9 protein-coding genes are annotated in these 16,985 nt (G+C 73.9%); 1 reads left to right on the top strand and 8 read right to left on the bottom strand.

The features are described 5' to 3' along the window. Nucleotides 1-9: 9 nt before the first annotated feature. Complete coding sequence (locus EDF38_RS15035) at nucleotides 10-996, top strand: alpha/beta hydrolase fold domain-containing protein (RefSeq protein ID WP_233572488.1); 987 nt, start codon at nucleotides 10-12, stop codon at nucleotides 994-996. A 143-nt stretch (nucleotides 997-1,139) separates the two neighbouring features. On the opposite strand, the gene EDF38_RS15030 is transcribed toward EDF38_RS15035, so the two are convergent. The 8 genes from EDF38_RS15030 to EDF38_RS14995 all read right to left on the bottom strand — a co-directional run bounded on the left by EDF38_RS15030 (nucleotide 1,140) and on the right by EDF38_RS14995 (nucleotide 16,818). Next, nucleotides 1,140-3,350, bottom strand: coding sequence for an NADP-dependent isocitrate dehydrogenase (locus tag EDF38_RS15030; RefSeq protein ID WP_123356773.1), 2,211 nt, complete (start codon nucleotides 3,348-3,350; stop codon nucleotides 1,140-1,142). A gap of 222 nt (nucleotides 3,351-3,572) precedes the next feature. Further along, nucleotides 3,573-9,230: an S-layer family protein gene (locus EDF38_RS15025; RefSeq protein WP_158613399.1), complete on the bottom strand. Its 5,658-nt coding sequence runs from the start codon at nucleotides 9,228-9,230 to the stop codon at nucleotides 3,573-3,575. Between the two features lie 372 nt (nucleotides 9,231-9,602). Continuing rightward, the gene (locus EDF38_RS15020; protein WP_123356769.1) at nucleotides 9,603-10,583 is read right to left on the bottom strand and encodes an ornithine cyclodeaminase family protein; all 981 of its coding nucleotides are present in this window, start codon (nucleotides 10,581-10,583) and stop codon (nucleotides 9,603-9,605) included. After that, entirely contained in the window at nucleotides 10,580-11,809 is a 1,230-nt protein-coding gene (locus EDF38_RS15015) for an amidohydrolase family protein (protein WP_233572487.1), read from the bottom strand. Before EDF38_RS15015 ends, EDF38_RS15020 begins: the two co-directional genes overlap by 4 nt. Next, nucleotides 11,806-13,347, bottom strand: a complete 1,542-nt coding sequence (locus EDF38_RS15010) for an ABC transporter substrate-binding protein (protein ID WP_123356767.1) — start codon at nucleotides 13,345-13,347, stop codon at nucleotides 11,806-11,808. Before EDF38_RS15010 ends, EDF38_RS15015 begins: the two co-directional genes overlap by 4 nt. Nucleotides 13,348-13,409: 62 nt before the next feature. Next, nucleotides 13,410-15,029, bottom strand: coding sequence for an ABC transporter ATP-binding protein (locus EDF38_RS15005; protein ID WP_123356765.1), 1,620 nt, complete (start codon nucleotides 15,027-15,029; stop codon nucleotides 13,410-13,412). Further along, nucleotides 15,026-15,904: an ABC transporter permease gene (locus EDF38_RS15000; RefSeq protein ID WP_123356763.1), complete on the bottom strand. Its 879-nt coding sequence runs from the start codon at nucleotides 15,902-15,904 to the stop codon at nucleotides 15,026-15,028. The genes EDF38_RS15005 and EDF38_RS15000 overlap by 4 nt, the downstream gene beginning before the upstream one ends. After that, nucleotides 15,901-16,818: an ABC transporter permease gene (locus tag EDF38_RS14995; protein WP_158613398.1), complete on the bottom strand. Its 918-nt coding sequence runs from the start codon at nucleotides 16,816-16,818 to the stop codon at nucleotides 15,901-15,903. Before EDF38_RS14995 ends, EDF38_RS15000 begins: the two co-directional genes overlap by 4 nt. Nucleotides 16,819-16,985 lie beyond the last annotated feature (167 nt).

Raw genomic sequence — 16,985 nt, 5'->3', positions numbered from 1 at the left:
GTCGCGCCCGTGACCCGCCGACCGCGTTCCGCCGTGCCCGCCTCCGCCTCCGCCGCTGCCGCTGCTCGTCCCGTCCGCGTGCCGTTCGCGGCGCGGGTGGTCGCGCCGCGGTGGCTGGTGCCGGTCTTCCTGCGGGTCACGAGGGCGAACAGCACGTTCGTCACCGCGGCCGGGGCGCGTCGGCGCATCCGGCGCAGCTCGCTCCGGCCCGCTCCGTTCGGGCCGCCGAGCGCGCTGCGCTCCGACGTACGGGTCGACGTCGAGCAGCGCGGCGGCTGGCCGGTCTACACGCTGACCCGCCGCGACGGCGACTCGGCCGGCACGGTCGTCTACGCGCACGGCGGCGGCTGGGTGGGCGAGATCGTCGTGCAGCACTGGCACCTCGCCGCGCAGCTCGCGGCCGAGGCCCGCACCACCGTCGTCCTGCCGATCTACCGGCTCGTGCCGTTCGGGACCGCCGAGGAGGCGCGGGTCGGCCTCACCGACCTGGTCGCCACCGCGCAGGGCCCGGTGGTGCTCGCGGGCGACAGCGCCGGCGGACAGATCGTGCTCTCCGCCGCCCAGTCGCTCCGCGACGCGGGGACCGACGTGGCGGGGACCGTGCTCATCGCGCCCGCGCTCGACCTGACCTGGGAGAACCCGCGGATCCCCGACGTGCAGCCCACCGACCCGTGGCTCGGCACCCCGGGCGGACGTGTCCTCGCGGAGCACTGGCGCGGCGCCCTCGACCTCCGCGACCCCGTCGTGAGCCCGCTCTTCGGCGAGTTCGCGGGCCTCGGGCCGCTGACCGTCTTCACCGGCACCCGCGACGTGCTCAACCCCGATGCGCACCTGCTCCGCGCGGCGGCGACGGAGGCCGGCGTCGCGGTCGAGTGGCACGAGGGCGTCGGCGAGGTGCATGCGTACCCGCTGCTGCCGACCCGGGCCGGGCGCGATGCCCGGGCCGCGATCGTGCGCGCGGTGACGCGGGCGACGCGGGGCTCCCTGCGGGGCTGAGCCGCGCCTCCGGCGCTCTGTTCGGGGCGGACGCGAGCTGCCCCGCGACGCGAAAGAACCCCGTTCCGCTCGAAGAACCACGAAGGAACGGGGTTCTGTGAACGGAACGGGGTTCCGAGGGCGACGGCCGCCGCCCCGCCTGCCTACAGCGTCGCGAGCGCCGCGTTCAGCGTGGCCGACGGCCGCATGACGGCCTCGGTCTTCGCGGCGTCCGGGTGGTAGTACCCGCCGATGTCGACGGGGCTGCCCTGGGGGGCGATGAGCTCGGCGACGATGGCCTCCTCGTCGGCGTGCAGCGACGCGGCGAGCGGGCCGAACGCGGCGGCGAGCTCGGTGTCGACTGTCTGGCCGGCCAGTTCGTCGGCCCAGTACTGCGCCAGGTAGAAGTGGCTGCCGCGGTTGTCGATCGTGCCGATGGCGCGTCCGGGCGAGCGGTTCTCGTCGAGGAAGCGGCCGGTCGCGGCGTCGAGCGTGTCGGCCAGCACCTGGGCGCTGGCGTTGCCGGTGGCGGTCGCGAGGTGCTCGAAGCTGACGGCCAGCGCGAGGAACTCGCCGAGGCTGTCCCACCGCAGGTAGTCGGCCTTGACGAGCTGCGTCACGTGCTTCGGGGCGGAGCCGCCGGCGCCGGTCTCGAACAGCCCGCCGCCGTTGATGAGCGGCACGACCGAGAGCATCTTGGCCGAGGTGCCGAGCTCCATGATCGGGAAGAGGTCGGTGAGGTAGTCGCGCAGCACGTTGCCGGTGACCGAGATGGTGTCTTCTCCCCGGCGGATGCGCTCGAGCGAGAACGCCATGGCGTCGACCGGCGAGAGGATCTCGATCTGCAGGCCGTCGGTGTCGTGCTCGGCGAGGTAGCCGCGCACGAGCTCGATGAGCGTCGCGTCGTGGGCGCGGCTCTCGTCGAGCCAGAAGACGGCCGGCGTGCTGCTGGCGCGCGCGCGCGTCACGGCGAGCTTGACCCAGTCGCGGATCGGGACGTCCTTCGTCTGGCATGCGCGCCAGATGTCGCCGGTCGCGACCTCGTGCTCGATGAGCACGTCGCCGGCCTGGTTCAGGACGCGCACCGTGCCGTCGGCGGGGATCTCGAAGGTCTTGTCGTGCGAGCCGTACTCCTCCGCGGCCTGTGCCATGAGACCGACGTTGGGCACCGAGCCCATCGTCGCGGGGTCGAAGGCGCCGTTCGCGCGGCAGTCGTCGAGCACGGCCTGGTAGATGCCGGCGTAGCTCGAGTCGGGGATCACGGCGAGCGTGTCGTGCTCGTCGCCGTCGGGGCCCCACATGTGGCCCGAGGTGCGGATCATGGCGGGCATCGAGGCGTCGACGATGACGTCGGAGGGCACGTGCAGGTTGGTGACGCCCTTGTCGGAGTCGACCATCGCGAGGTCGGGGCCGTCGGCGATGCCCTGGTCGAAGGCGGCCTTGATCTCGTCGCCGTTCGGCAGCGCGGCGAGGCCCTGCAGGATGCCGTTGAGGCCGTTGGCGGGGTCGAGCCCGGCGGCTCGCAGGTCGTCGCCGTACTGCTCGAAGACGCGGGGGAAGAAGGCGCGGATCACGTGCCCGAAGAGGATCGGGTCGCTGATCTTCATCATCGTGGCCTTGAGGTGCACCGAGAACAGCACGCCCTCGGCCTCGGCCCGGGCGATCTGCGCGGCGAGGAACTCGTGCAGCGCCGCGACGTGCAGCACCGTGCCGTCGACGACCTCGCCGGCGAGCACGGGGATCGACTCGCGCAGCACCGTCGTCGAGCCGTCGGCGCCGACGTGCTCGATGCGGAGGGTGTCGTCGGCGGGGATCACGACGGTCTTCTCGTTCGAGCGGAAGTCGTCGACGCCCATGGTCGCGACGTTCGTCCTCGACTCGGCCGTCCACGCGCCCATGCGGTGCGGGTGCTTGCGGGCGTAGTTCTTGACCGAGAGCGGCGCGCGGCGGTCGCTGTTGCCCTCGCGCAGCACGGGGTTGACGGCGCTGCCCTTGACGCGGTCGTAGCGCGCCTTGACGTCGCGCTCGTCGTCGGTCGCGGGCGAGTCGGGGTAGTCGGGCAGGTCGTAGCCCTGCGAGCGCAGCTCGGCCACGGCGGCCTTCAGCTGCGGCATCGAGGCCGAGATGTTCGGCAGCTTGATGATGTTGGCCTCGGGCGTCTTCGCCAGGGCCCCCAGCTCGGCGAGCGCGTCGCCCTGTCGCTGCTCGTCGGTGAGCCGCTCGGGGAACTGGCTGATGATGCGGGCCGCGAGCGAGATGTCGCGGGTCTCGACCTCGACGCCGGCGGTGCGGGCGTAGGCCTGGACGATGGGCAGGAACGAGTAGGTCGCCAGCATCGGCGCCTCGTCCGTGAGCGTGTAGATGATCCGTGACATGCCTGCTGGTGCTCCCTCGTGTCGCTCTGCGTGCGTGCGGACCCCACGCTACTCGCGGGGGATCTCTCGACATGAAGATACATGCCGCCGCCGACACCGCCCTGGGCACGGCTCCGTCCCGGCCCAGGTACTGCCGAGGGCGGGTCTCCGTCACCGAGGGCGGGCAGCGAACCACCCGCCCTCGAGCACGGGCACCCGCCCTCGAGGGAACGGCCGCGGCGACTAGTGCCGGGGGCGGCGCAGGGGGCCGGCCGGGCGGCGGCGACGCAGCAGGACGAGCGCGAGCCCGGCGAGCAGCAGCAGCACCCCGGCGCCGACGGCGGCCGTGGCCGAGTCGGAGCCCGTGAAGGCGAGCAGCGTCGGGTACGACACCGTGATCGTGCCGGTGATCGTCTGGCCGGCGGTGTCGGTCACCTGGTAGTCGATCGACGCGTCCCCGACGAGGCCGGGCACCGGGGTGAAGGTGACCTTCCCGTCGTCGCCCGCGGTCCAGGTGCCGTAGCCGGGCACCGTCACCGAGGGCACGCCCTCGCCGGTCGCCGGGTCGATCACGACGACGGTCGTCGGGTCGAGCTGCGACCCGCCCGTCGGGGTGTCGTTGGCGATCGGGTCGACCGTGACCGGGCGGCCGGGCAGGGCGACCTGGTGGTCGTCCTCCGCCGCGGCCGCGGAGACCACCGTGATGGTCGCCGTCGCCGTGGTCGACGCGCCGTCGGCGTCGGTCGCCGTGTACGTGAACGTGTCGACGCCCGAGAACCCGGCGGTCGGCGTGTAGACGTACGAGCCGTCGGCCGCGACCGTCACCGTGCCGTGCGACGGGGGCGTCGCGAGGGCGGCAGTCAACGACGAGCCGGAGTCGTTCGCCAGCAGCCCGCGGTCGGCGGGCACCGTCAAGGGCCGTCCGGCGATCGTGCTGCCGGCGTCGTCGACCGCCGAGACGTCGACCGTGACGGTCAGCGTCGCGCTGCTCGTGCGGCCCTCGGCGTCGACGACGTCGTAGGTGACCACGTCGACCCCCGAGAAGCCGGGCGCCGGCACGTAGGTGACCGAGCCGTCCGAGCCGATGCTCAGCGTGCCGTGCGCCGCCTCGGCGTGGCCGACCACGAGCAGCGAGCTGCCCCAGTCGTTGTCGAGCAGGCCGTGCGCCGCGTGGGAGCCCGAGCCGCCGAGCGTCAGCGTGCCGCCGGCCCGGACGTGCGCGGCGTCGTCGACCGCGGTGGGGGTGACGACGATCGTCACGACGCCGGTGGTGGTGCGTCCGGAGGCGTCGGTCAGCGTGTACGTGAAGGTGTCGGTCCCCGAGAAGCCCGCGTCGGGCGTGTACGTGAACGAGCCGTCCGCGGCCAGCTCGACGGTGCCGTGGCGCGGTGCTCCGTCGAGCGCGACGGTGAGCCCGGTGCCGCTGTCGTTCGACAGGACGCCCTTCCCGGGACGGACCACGAGGTCGTGGCCGGCACCCGCGGTCAGCGTGCCGCTGTCGGGCACCGCCACGGGGGCGGGGCCGTCGTCAGGCGTCGTGACCGGCGGCGTCGTGACCGGCGGGTCGGTGACGGGCGGCGTCGTGACCGGGGGGTCCGTGACGGGAGGCGTCGTCACCGGCGGGTCCGTGACCGGAGGCGTCGTCACCGGCGGGTCCGTCACCGGAGGCGTCGTCACCGGCGGGTCCGTCACCGGAGGCGTCGTCACCGGCGGGTCCGTCACCGGAGGCGTCACGACCGCGTCGACGACGATCGTCACGACCGACTCCGCCTCGAGGGCCGAGCTGTCGACCGCCGTGTAGGGGAAGGTCACCGTGCCGGCGAAGCCCTTCGCCGGCGTGAAGACGACGCTGCCGTCCGCGCCGCGGGCGATCGAGCCGGAGCTCGGGTCGCCGACGGTCGCGACCGTGAGGTCGCTGCCGCGGTCGTTGCCCACGATCTGGGCCTGCGACAGCGTGATCGCCGTGTCGCCCGCGGTGCGGAACGAGTCCACCGTGGCGGTCGGCGTGACGGTGATCGTGATGGTGTCCTCGACCGGCTGGTCGGCCTGGTCGACGACCCGGTAGCCGAAGGTGTCGACGCCCGAGAAGCCGTCGAGCGGCACGTAGCTGACCGTCCCGTTGGCGGTGAAGGTCGCGACGCCGTGCTTCGGGTCGCTCACCGACACGAGGCGGAAGCCGCGGCCGTGCAGGTCGCCCAGCAGGCTGAAGACGGTCCACTGGCCGACCACGGTGCGGCGCGTGTCGGGCGAGCCCGTCGGCGCGACGACGATCGTGACGGTCGTCGTGCTCGTGCCGCCCGACGAGTCGGTCACGGTGTAGTCGAGCAGCTCGACGCCCGAGAAGCCGGTGGCCGGCGTGTACCGCAGGTCGCCGTCCGCGCCGATCGTGGCCGTGCCGCCCTGGTCGCCCCGGGTGACCGAGGTGATGCGCAGGCCACTGCCGAGGTCGTTGTCGCGCAGCCCGGTGAGGGCCACGGTCGTGTCGGCCGTCGCGAGGCGGCGGTCGGCGACGGCGGTCGGCGAGACGGTCATGACGACGGTCGCCGTGGCGGTCTGCCGCGCGGAGTCGGTCACCTCGTAGTCGAAGGTCTCGCGCCCCGAGAAGCCGGACGCGGCCGTGTAGGCGACGTCGCCGTCCGGGGTGACGGACACCGCGCCTCCGGCGCTGGTCCCCCGCACCGCCGTGACGCGGAGGGCGTCGCCGGCGTCGTTCGCCCGCAACGCGGTGAGGGTGACGGGGGTGCCGGCCTGCGCCGTGCCCGCGTCGTCGACGGCGGTCGGCACGACGGTGACCGTGACGGTCGCGGTGACCTGCTGGCCCTCGACGTCGGTCGCCGTGTAGGTGAAGGTGTCGACGCCCGACCAGCCGCCCTTCGGCGTGAAGACCACGTCGCGTCCGGTGACGACGGCCGTGCCGCCGGCGGTGCAGGCGGAGACCGCCGTGACGCGCAGCGCGGTGCCGCGGTCGTTCGCCCGCAGGTCGGTCAGCGTCAGCGGCACGTCGACCGCGGTGCGGTACGCGTCGTCGGTCGCGACGGGCGCGACGGTCATCGTGACGGTCGCCGTGCGGCTCTGCGAGGCCGAGTCGGTGACGGTGTAGGTGAACGTCTCCGTGCCCGAGAAGCCCTTCAGCGGCGTGTACGTGACGGTGCCGTCGGACCCGAGGGAGGCGCTGCCGCCCTTGTCGGGATCGCCCACGGCCGTGATCGTCAGCAGGCTGCCCGCGTCGTTCGCGCGGAGGTCGCTCAGCGTGACGGGCGCGTCGGTGGTCGTGGCGCGCGCGTCGTCGCCCGCGGTCGGGGCGATGGTGACCGTGACGGTCGCCGGCGCCGAGACCTGGCCGGCGCCGTCGGTGACGACGTAGGTGACGGCGTCGGTGCCCGAGTAACCGGGGGGTGCCGTGTACGTGACCGAGCCGTCGGCGGCGAGCGTGACGGTGCTGCCGGGTCGGCCGCCCGTGACGCTCGTCACGACGAGGTCGCTGCCCGCGTCGTTCGTCGTGAGGTCCTTCCACGTGGCGGTGCCGCCGACGGGCGTGGTGCGCGCGTCGTCGGTGGCCCGGGGCGCGACGGTCACCGTGACGACGGCCTGCTCGGTGTTCCCGGCGGCGTCGGTCGTCGTGTACTCGAAGGTCTCGGTGCCCGAGAAGGTGGTGGCGGGGGTGTACGAGACGTCGCCGTCGTCGGTGATCGACACCGCGCCTCCCGCGCTGCCCTGGGTCACGGCCGTGATGGTCAGGTCGACGCCCTGGTCGTTGGAGCGCAGGTCGGTGAAGGTCGTCGCGACGCCCGAGGTGGCGGTCTTGACGTCGCCGACGGGGGCGGGCTTCACGGTGATCGTGACGGTCGCCGTGCTGGGCGTGCCCGAGGCGTCGTGGATCGTGTAGCTGATCGTCGCGACGCCGGAGAAGCCCGGCTCGGGCGTGTACGTGACGTCGCCCTTCGCGACGGCGACCGAGCCGCCGCCGGTGAGCACGGCCGCGTCGACGACCTCGAGGTCCGTGCCGCGGTCGTTGCCGCGCAGGTCGGTGAAGGTGGTCGACTGGCCGCCCGCGACGGTCTTCGCGTCGTCGACGGCCTTCGGCTCGACGATCACGGCGGCGGTGGCCGTCGAGGTCGCGCCGGAGGAGTCGGCGACCGTGTACGACAGCGTCACGGGGCCCGAGGCGCCGGGCACGGGCGAGTAGGCCACGTTCCCGTCGGCGTCGACGGAGGCGCTGCCCCCGCCCGACGTGACGGTCACGTCGGTGAGGTGCAGGCCCGCGCCCGCGTCGTTGCCGAGCAGCGCGGCGGCGGGGATCGTCGTGGTGGCGGCGGCGCCCGTCGCGTCGGCGGGGACGGCCGGCACGCGGATGTCGGCGTCGTCGGCCGCGCGCGGCGTGACGGTGGTGGTGACGGTCGCGGTCGAGGTGTTGCCGCCCGCGTCGGTGACCGTGTACGTGAAGGTCTCGGTGCCCGAGAACGCCGTCGAGGGCGTGTAGGTGACGGTGCCGTCACGGTCGAGGACGACCCGGCCGCCCTGGCTGCCCTGCGTCACCGAGGTGATCGTCAGGCCGGTGCCCTCGTCGTTCGCGGTCAGCTGGCCGAGCACGGTCGGCTCGCCCGAGACGGCGTCGACGCCGGTGTCGTCGGTCGCGGTGCCCGCGAGCACGTTCGTGAACGTGCAGCTGATCTCGGACGACGACTCGCTCGTCGAGCGGGGCTGGGTGTAGCTGGCCTTCGAGCCGAACCCGTCGGAGACGGGCTTCGACGTGCCGTCCGCGCACTGCCAGGTGGTCGCGTAGTCGGCGGCGCTCGTGGTCGAGCCGGGCTTCTGCTCGACGGTGTACGTCGCCCCGCCGACGGCGAGGATCGGGCCGGCGGTCGCGGTGTCGACGCCCTGGCCGGTGCTGGCGGTGACGGGTGCGCGGTCGGGCGCGTTGTCGCCGGTGAGCGAGATGGTGAAGCCGTCGTCGGCGTCCTTGCGCTCGCCCATCGTCGTGGTGGCCGAGGTCGTGTTGGGGTAGTTGCAGGTGGCGAGGTCGGTGATCGCGACGCCGCTGACCGTGCGAGGAGTGCCGACGACGGCGCCCGAGGTCGGGTCCACCTTGGTGATCGTGCTGTTGCCGTTCGCGGTCGACGAGAGGAAGAGGTAGCCGTCCTGCGAGAACGCGACGCCGTTGGCGCGGGTCGACGCGGCGAGGGTCGCGACGTTCGTCGAAGGCAGCGTCTCGGGCGTCGCCTTCTTCGCGGAGGGGAGCTCGCCGCCGACGCGCTGCACCATCTGGTCGTAGAGCAGGAACATCGTGCCGCTGCGGCTGAAGGCGAGGTCGCCGTTGCCGCGCGCGTCGTTGCGCGAGCTCGCGACCGCGCCGGGGATGTCGACCGTGGCGACCTGGCCGAGTCCGGTCGGCGGCACGGTGGTCGTGTCGACCCCGCCGACCTTCGGGCTCAGGTCGCCGTTCGCGTAGTAGTAGAGGCCGTTCGACGGGTCGACGCCGCCGCGGAGGATCGTGCGCCCGCCGGGCTCGATCCCGGTCGTCGAGCTCATCGGCACGGCGGCGTCGGTGTCGTACGTGTCGAGGACGGTGTCGGCGGTCGTGCTGTTGACGAGGGCGTACGCCTTCTTGCCGCCCGCGCTGATGCCGAGTCCGTTGTTGGCGTTCGGGAAGGTCGCGACCGTGGTCGGGTCGCTCGTCGCCGACAGGTCGATCGCCCGCAGCGTCTTGTCGCTGCCGACCGCGTACAGCGTGTTCTGGTCGCACGAGAGCGCGGCGACCGACGCGGTCACCGGCGCGCTCGGCGCCGCTGTCGTGACGACGCCGACGGCGAGCAGCGTGGCGACGCCCCCGGCGAGCACGCGTCGCGCGACGAGGCGGGCGCGAGCGGGGTCGGCGCGGTGGGCAGGCAGGGAGAACGGCATGAGGCCTCTTCGGGGAGGTGCGCGACGGCAGGGTCGGCGCGGGTCGGGTCGTGATCGACCCCTCGGCGCACGTGATCGGGCACACGTCTCCCGGAGGGTCGGCTGACCGTACCGACCAGTACGGCACCCCCCACAGACCCCAGAACAGGCAGCCCCCACACGGGTCACACGTTCGGCGGACAGCGCGTGTACCCCGGGTGCGGACCGGACCGCAGGAGGCGCGGGGCGGCGCCGGTCTGCCGCCCCGCGCCTCCCGAGGCGGTCGCGTCGCCCTGTACCCCGTGGGGCTCTCCGGGCACCGGACCGCGTCTCGCGCACCGCGCCGGGACTCGTCGCCATCTGCGGGCCGATCCGCGGTGCGGCGACCCCCGTCTACCCGGCGAGGTCGAGCTCGAGGCCCACGCCCCGCTCGCGCGCGGCCCGCACGAGCAGGTCGGCGATCGCGAGGTCTTGCGCGCCGATGCCGACCGAGTCGAACAGGGTGATCTCGTGCGCGTTCGTCCGCCCGGGGCGCAGGCCCGCGACGACCTGGCCGACCGTGCCGACCACGTCGTCGAGCGTGAGCGCCCCCTCGGCCACGGCGAGCATGAGGTCGCCCGACTTCGAGCGCGCCGTGGCCAGGTCGTCGACCCAGACCGACGATCTCGCCATGGCGACCGCGTCGACCTCGCGCTCGTCGGGTCGCGGCCGGGCCCCGACGACGTTGAGGTGCTGCCCCGGCCGCAGCCGGTCGCCGTGCACGATCGGCTCGACCGACGGCGTCAGCGTGCAGACGACGTCCGCCCGGTCGAGCACGTCGTCGCAGGCGTCGACGACCTCGACGGCGCCGTCCCACTCGAGGTCGTCGACGAGGGCCCGGGCCCGGGAGCCGGAGCGCGACCAGACGACCAGGCGGCTCCAGTCGCGGACGTGACGGAGCGCCTCCACGTGCTCCCGCGCCAGCGCGCCCGCGCCGACGAGGCCGAGCACGCGGCTGTCGTCGCGGGCGAGCGCCCGGGTCGCGACGGCGCTGGCCGCCGCGGTGCGCACCCGGGTGGGCACTCCCCCGTGCAGCAGGGCGACCGGCGCCCCGGTCGCGCGGTCGAGCACCGTGATGAGCGACCGCTGCGTCGGCAGGCCGCGGCCCGCGTTGTCGGGCACGTCGGCGAGCAGCTTGACCGCGGCGGTGCCGGTCGTCTCCGACAGCGCGGCCATGAGCACGTAGCGTCCGGTGCCCGCCGGGGTGCTCATCGAGGTGGGGGCGGGCTGGTCGGCGACGCCGCGGGCGACGTCGGCGAAGACCCGCTCGACGGCCCGTTCGGTGGCGGCGCGGTCGACGAGGCCCTCGAGGTCGGAGGCGGTGAGCACGATCATGCGGCGCCCGTCAGCTCGAGCCCGTCGGCGACCACGCGACCGCGGAAGAGCACGGTGCGGTCGGGCGAGCGGTCCATGACCGCGGCGGTCACGGTCTCGCCCTCGACGAGCAGCAGGTCGGCCGGGTCGCCGACCGAGGCCCCGGGCCGGTCGAGGTGGTCGCGGAGGGCGGGGGCCGTGCCGAGCACCGACCGGCCGCCGACGGTCGCCACGGCGACGCAGTGCTCGACGTGCTCGTCGCGGCGGAAGCCGTTCGTGAAGGCCAGCTGCCAGGTGCGGTCGAGCATGTCGGCGTTGCCGTACGGCGACCAGTAGTCGCGCTGGCCGTCTTCGCCGAGCCCGACGCGCACGCCGTGCTCGGCGAGCAGCAGCGTCGGCAGCGGGCTCGGCGGGGCGATGGTCGCCCAGGCGATGTCGAGCTCGGCGAACTGCTCGACGAGCGGCAGCAGCTCCTCGCGCGGCAGCGCCGAGAGCCCGTAGCCGTGCGAGATCGTGACGCGACCGGTCATCCCGTGGGCCCGCGTGCGCTCGACGATCAGCTCGGCCGAGAACTTCGCCAGCTGGTCGGGCTCGTGCAGGTGCACGTCGATCGGGGCGTCGTGCTTCTCGGCGAGCCCGAAGACCAGGTCGAGGTGACGTGCCGGGTCGCGGTCGAGCAGGCACGGGTCGATGCCGCCCACGACGTCGGCCCCCTGCGACATCGCCTCGTCGAGCAGCTCGACGGAGCCCGCCTCGCGCAGCAGCCCCGCCTGCGGGAAGGCGATGACCTCGACGGTGGCCCGGTCGCGGTGCGCCTCCTTCGCGGCCAGCACGGCCTGCAGCCGCTCGAGCCCCGCGTCGACGTCGACCTGCGCGTAGCTGCGGGCGCTCGTGGTGCCCCGGGCGACCATGCGACCGAGCGCCTCGGTCGTGCGGTCGGCGATCGGCGCCTCCGCGCCTCGCCAGTTCGCGCGGTCGTTGAGCATCATGCCCCAGACGCCCGGCGTGCCCGTGTGGGGCCGGAAGGGCAGCCCGAGCCCCGTCGAGTCGAGGTGCACGTGCACGTCGGCGAACGAGGGCAGCAGGAGGCGCCCCCGCCCGTCGACGACGTCCTCTCCCGCCCCCGGGACGGTGCCGACGGGCAGCAGCTCGGCGATCACGCCGTCGACGACGCGCACGTCGGCGGGCGGTCCGCCCCACGGCCGCACGTCGGAGAGCAGGGCGCTGCCGGGACCGGCCCCGCTCACCGGAAGCTCGTCTGCGTGAAGTCGAACAGTCCGTCGGCACGCGGCGTCCAGTCGAGGTCGGGGTCGGCCGCGTAGTTGTTCATCGGCACGTAGAGCGGCACGTAGTAGCCCTGCTCGTTGCTGTAGTCGAGCAGCTCGGCGAAGACCTCCTGCCGGGCCTCGCCCGTGACGGCGCGCTGGGCGGTGGCGAGCTCGGCGGTCTTCGGGTCCTGGGCGTAGTTGTTGTTGCCGGCGGGCTCGTAGAGGTCGGTGAGCGGCAGGTCGCCGTCGACGGTCGAGGGGGCCCACGTGTTCAGGTAGATGCCCTGCATCTCGCGGCCCCGCACCTTGAGGGTGTGCGCCTGCTGGTCGGCCCCGCGCAGCTCGGTCGTGATGCCGACGTCGGCGAGCGACGCCTGCACGGTCTGGGCGACCTCGGACGACAGCGGGATGCGACCGTCGGTGGCGTAGTCGAAGGGGATGGTCTCGCCCGCGTAGCCCGCCTCGGCGAGCAGCTCCCGGGCGCGGTCGGGGTCGTAGCCGGCGTCCTCGACGTCGTCGCTGTAGCCCTCGACGGCGGGCGCGAGGGTCGCCTTGGCCGGCTCGGCGAGGCCGGAGAGCAGCCCCTCGGTGATGGCCTCGTCGTCGATCGCGAGCCCGATCGCCTGCCGCACGCGGACGTCGGTCAGCACCCCGCTCGTGCTGTTCACGCCGAGGAAGACGACGCCGTTCGACAGCGCCGAGAAGACCTGCGCCGAGTCCTGGCCCTCGACCGCCGACACCTGGGTCGGCCCGATCGGGGCGACGTCGAGGCTGCCCGACAGCACGCCGTTGACGCGCGACTCGTCGGACGACACCGGCTGGATCGAGATGCGCTCGATCGCGGGCGCCTCCCCCCACCAGTCGTCGTTGCGGACGAGGTCGTACGAGACGCCCGTGCGGACGCTGTCGAAGACGTAGGCCCCCGAGCCGACGGGCGCCTGGGCGAAGGCGTCCGCGCCCTCCTCCTGGTAGGTGTCGGCCGGGACGACCGAGATCAGCGACGTCGTCCGCGGGAAGGCCGAGAACGGCGACGTGAGCGTGAACCGCACGGTGAGGTCGTCGACGGCCTCGACCGAGGCGACCGAGCTGAGGTAGGCGAAGTTCTCGCTCGTCTCGTCGTCGAGGATCGCCTGGTACGAGAACGCGACGTCCTCCGCCGTGATCGCCTCGCCGTTGCTGGCCTCGACGCCCTCGCGGAGGGTGAACTCCCACTCGGTGAGGTCGTCGTTCGACGTCCACTCGGTGGCGAGCTTCGGGGCGAGCTCGCCGTCGGCCGTGATCGTCGTCAGCTGGTCGAAGGTGTGGAAGAACACCGACAGCACGACGAGCGCGCCCGAGCGGATCGGGTCCATCGAGGTCGGGTCGGTCGGGATGGCGGCGACGATCGACGTCGGCGTCTCGCCCTCGGCGGAGGCGTCGTCGAAGTCGCCGGCGCAGCTGGTGAGCAGCAGGGTGCCGGTGGCGACGAGCGTGCCGGCGGCGAGCGTCCGGCGACGGCGGGTGGCGGGTCGGGGCATGGGGGTCCTCGTTTCGGTGGGTGGCGCGGCGGGAGGGTCGGAGGGTGCGAGGTCGGGGGCGGTCAGCGGCCCGCGCCGCGGCGGGGCCCCGTGAGCCGGGGCACGGCGTCGAGCAGCTGCCGCGTGAACGGGTGCTGCGGGTCGGCGAAGATCTGGGCGGTGGGCGCCTCCTCGACGACGCGGCCGTGCTGCATGACGACGACCCGGTCGGCGATGCTGCGCACGACCCCGAGGTCGTGCGAGATGAAGAGGTAGCCGAGCCCGTGCTCGCGCTGGAGGGCGTCGAGCAGCTCGAGCACCTGGGCCTGGATCGACACGTCGAGCGCGGAGACGGGCTCGTCGAGCACGAGCAGCCGCGGCCGCAGGGCGAGCGCGCGGGCGATGCCGACCCGCTGGCGCTGACCGCCGGAGAGCTGGGCGGGCAGGCGCCGGGCGAAGCTCTCGTCGAGGCCGACGTCGTCGAGCAGGCGGGCGACGGTCGCCGTGTCGTAGGCGCGACGGATGCGCAGCGGCTCGGCCACGATCTCGTGCACGGTCAGCCTCGGGTCGAGCGCGGACCACGGGTCCTGGAAGACGATCTGGGCCCGTTCGCGCTGCAGCGCCGACCGCTCGGCGAGCGCCGCGCGCACCGGGGTGCCGCCGAGCGCGACGCGGCCCGAGGTCGCGGGCTGGATGCCGAGCACGGCCTTGGCGAGCGACGACTTGCCGCAGCCCGACTCCCCCACGACGGCGACGGTCTCGCCGGCGGCGATCCGCAGCGTGACCCCGTCGACGGCGCGCACCGGCTCGCGGCGGCCGGCGACGCGGTACTCGACGACGATGTCGTCGGCCGCGAGCGCGTCGGGCTCGCCGACGCGGACTGCCGGCGCCGTGCGCTCCTGCTCGGCGGGCACGGCGGCCATGAGGCGCTGGGTGTACTCCTCGGCCGGGGCCGCGAGCACCGCGCGCGTCTCGCCCGTCTCGACGACGCGGCCGTGGTGCATCACGGCGAGCCGGTCGCTGTTCTCGGCGACGAGCCCGAGGTCGTGGGTGATGAGCACGAGGGCCGAGCCGGTGCGCTCGCGCACCTCGGCGAGCAGGTCCATGACCTGGGCCTGCACCGTGACGTCGAGGGCGGTGGTGGGCTCGTCGGCGATGAGCAGGAGGGGGTCGTGGGCGATCGCCATGGCGATCATCGCGCGCTGCCTCATGCCGCCCGACCACTGGTGCGGGCGGGTGCCCGCGCGCTCGGCGGCGTCGCGGACCCCGACCGAGGTGAGCAGCTCGACCGCGCGCTCCCGGGCCGCGCGACGGCCGAGCCCCCGGTCGTGCACCCGCACGGCGGCGGCGACCTGGGCGCCGACGGCTCGCAGGGGGTCGAGCGACGACATCGGGTCCTGGAAGACCATGGCGGCGGTGCGGCCTCGGAGGGCCCGCAGCTCGCGGTCGCTCGCCCAGCGACCGGCCTCGACGTCGACCAGCACGTGGTCGTCGACCACGATGCGGCCGCCGGCGACGCGGGTGCCGACGGGCAGCAGCCCGAGCGCGGCGAGGACGGTGAGGCTCTTGCCCGAGCCCGACTCGCCCACGACGCCGAGCGACTCGCCCCGGTCGACGCGGAGCGAGACCCCGTCGACCAGGGTGCGCGGGGCGTCGCCGACGGTCTCGACGCGGAGGTCGTCGACCTGCAGGACGGTGGTCATCGCATTCCTCCCGTGCGCAGCAGGCCGCCGCGCGTCTCGGCGGTGAACTGCTGGCTGACGAACTGGGCCCCGCCGACGGCGAGGAACATCACGAGCCCCGGCAGCAGCGCGAGCCACGGGTCGCCCGCGAGGTGCCGCTGGCCGTCGAAGATCATCGAGCCCCAGCTCGGCACGGGCGGCTGCACGCCGAGCCCGAGGTACTCGAGCGACGAGGTGATGAGCACGATCGTGGCGATGTCGGTGGCGGCGATGATGAGGGTGTGCGGCCACACGTTCGGCACGATGTGCCGCACGAGGACCCAGACGGTGTCGGCGCCCTGGGTCAGCGGCGAGACGACGAAGTCCTGGCGGCGGAGCGACGCGGCGACGGTGCGGGTGACCCGGGCGTAGCCGACCCACCAGGTGCAGCCGAGCACGACGATCGTCAGCCCCGCGCTCGGCCGCAGCACGGCGCAGACGGCGATGAGCAGCAGCACGACCGGCATGGCGAGCGTGACGTTGCTGAGCCAGGTGACGACGGCGTCGAGCTTGCCGCCGGCCCAGCCGGCCAGCACCCCGATCGTCGTGCCGATGACCGCGTTCATCACGACGATGAGCAGGGTCATGCCGAGCGTGACGGCGGAGGCGAGCGCGATGCGGGCGAGCAGGTCGCGGCCGAGGGCGTCGGTGCCGAGCGGGTGGGCCGGGTCGGTGAAGGGCGGCAGCAGCGCGGCGCGCAGGTCTTGCGCCATCGGGTCGCGGCCGGGCAGCAGCGGCACGATCGCGGTCAGCCCCACGACGACGACGAGCATCAGCACGCCGACGACGGCTCCGGGCCGGGGGCGCCAGCGGCGGACGACCGGCGTCGCGACGGCGACGAGCGGCGCGGCGGTCACGCGGCGGCCGTCCGGGTGTCGACGCGGTGGACGAGCACGTCGACCGCGGTGTTGACGACGACGAAGGCGAGGGCCACGAAGACGAGCCCTGCCTGCACGATCGGGAAGTCGCGCTGGCTGACGGCGTCCGTCAGCAGCTTGCCGAGGCCCGGCCAGGCGAAGACGACCTCCACGACGACCGTGCCGCCGAGCAGGCCACCGAGGTTGAGGCCGGCCATGCCGAGCACGGGCAGCGCCGCGTTCGGGAGCATCCTCGTGACGAGCACGCGCATCCGGCTCTGCCCCTGGGCGATCGCGGTGCGGACGTGGTCCTGCCCGGCCTGCTCGCTGAGGGCGGAGTCGAGGAGGCGCAGGTACATGACGAACTGCCCGGTCGCCAGGGTGGCCACCGGCAGCACCAGGCTGGCGTAGCCCGTACGACCGAGCGACGGCAGCGCCCCCAGCAGCACCGAGAACACGAGCACGAGGAGGAGCGCGAAGAAGAAGTCGGGAACCGACTGGCGGATCGCGCCCGCCCAGCCGACGACCGCCCGCAGCGCCCGGCTGCCGGTGAGCTGGATCGTCAGCGCGGCGGCGACCGCGAGGGCGAGCCCGATGACGAAGGCCCAGAAGGCGAGCTCCACCGTGGCGGGCACCCGCTCGAGCACGAGGCCGAGGGCCGACTCGCGCAGTCGGTACGAGTCGCCGAAGTCGCCCGTGACGAGGCCGACGAGCGTGTCGAGGTACTGGACGACCAGGGGTCGGTCGAATCCGAGCGCGCCGTTGAGGGCGTCGATGTCGGACTGCGTCGCGTTGTCGGGCAGCAGCAGCGCCCCGGGCTCTCCGGTGGCGCGGCCGAGCACGAAGGCGATGGTCACCACGGTGAGGACCGTGGCGACGGCGAGGGCCAGTCGGCGGGCGAGGAAGGGGATCACGTCGGCCACGCTAAGTGCGGCCCCGCGCTCCGAGGGCCGACGTAACACGGTCGTCACACACTTCTTACGTGCGCGTCACTTTCGCATACCAAACGGGCACTTTGGGGCCGCTTCAGACCGCAGGGTGGTCGCTTGGCATTCCAACGGCGACATCGGACGACCTGTCA

Source organism: Frigoribacterium sp. PhB160, from assembly GCF_003751785.1.
In the GTDB taxonomy this organism is placed as follows: domain Bacteria; phylum Actinomycetota; class Actinomycetes; order Actinomycetales; family Microbacteriaceae; genus Frigoribacterium.
The sequence above is the reverse complement of the archived record's forward strand: the minus strand, read 5'-3'. Positions and strand labels throughout refer to the sequence as shown.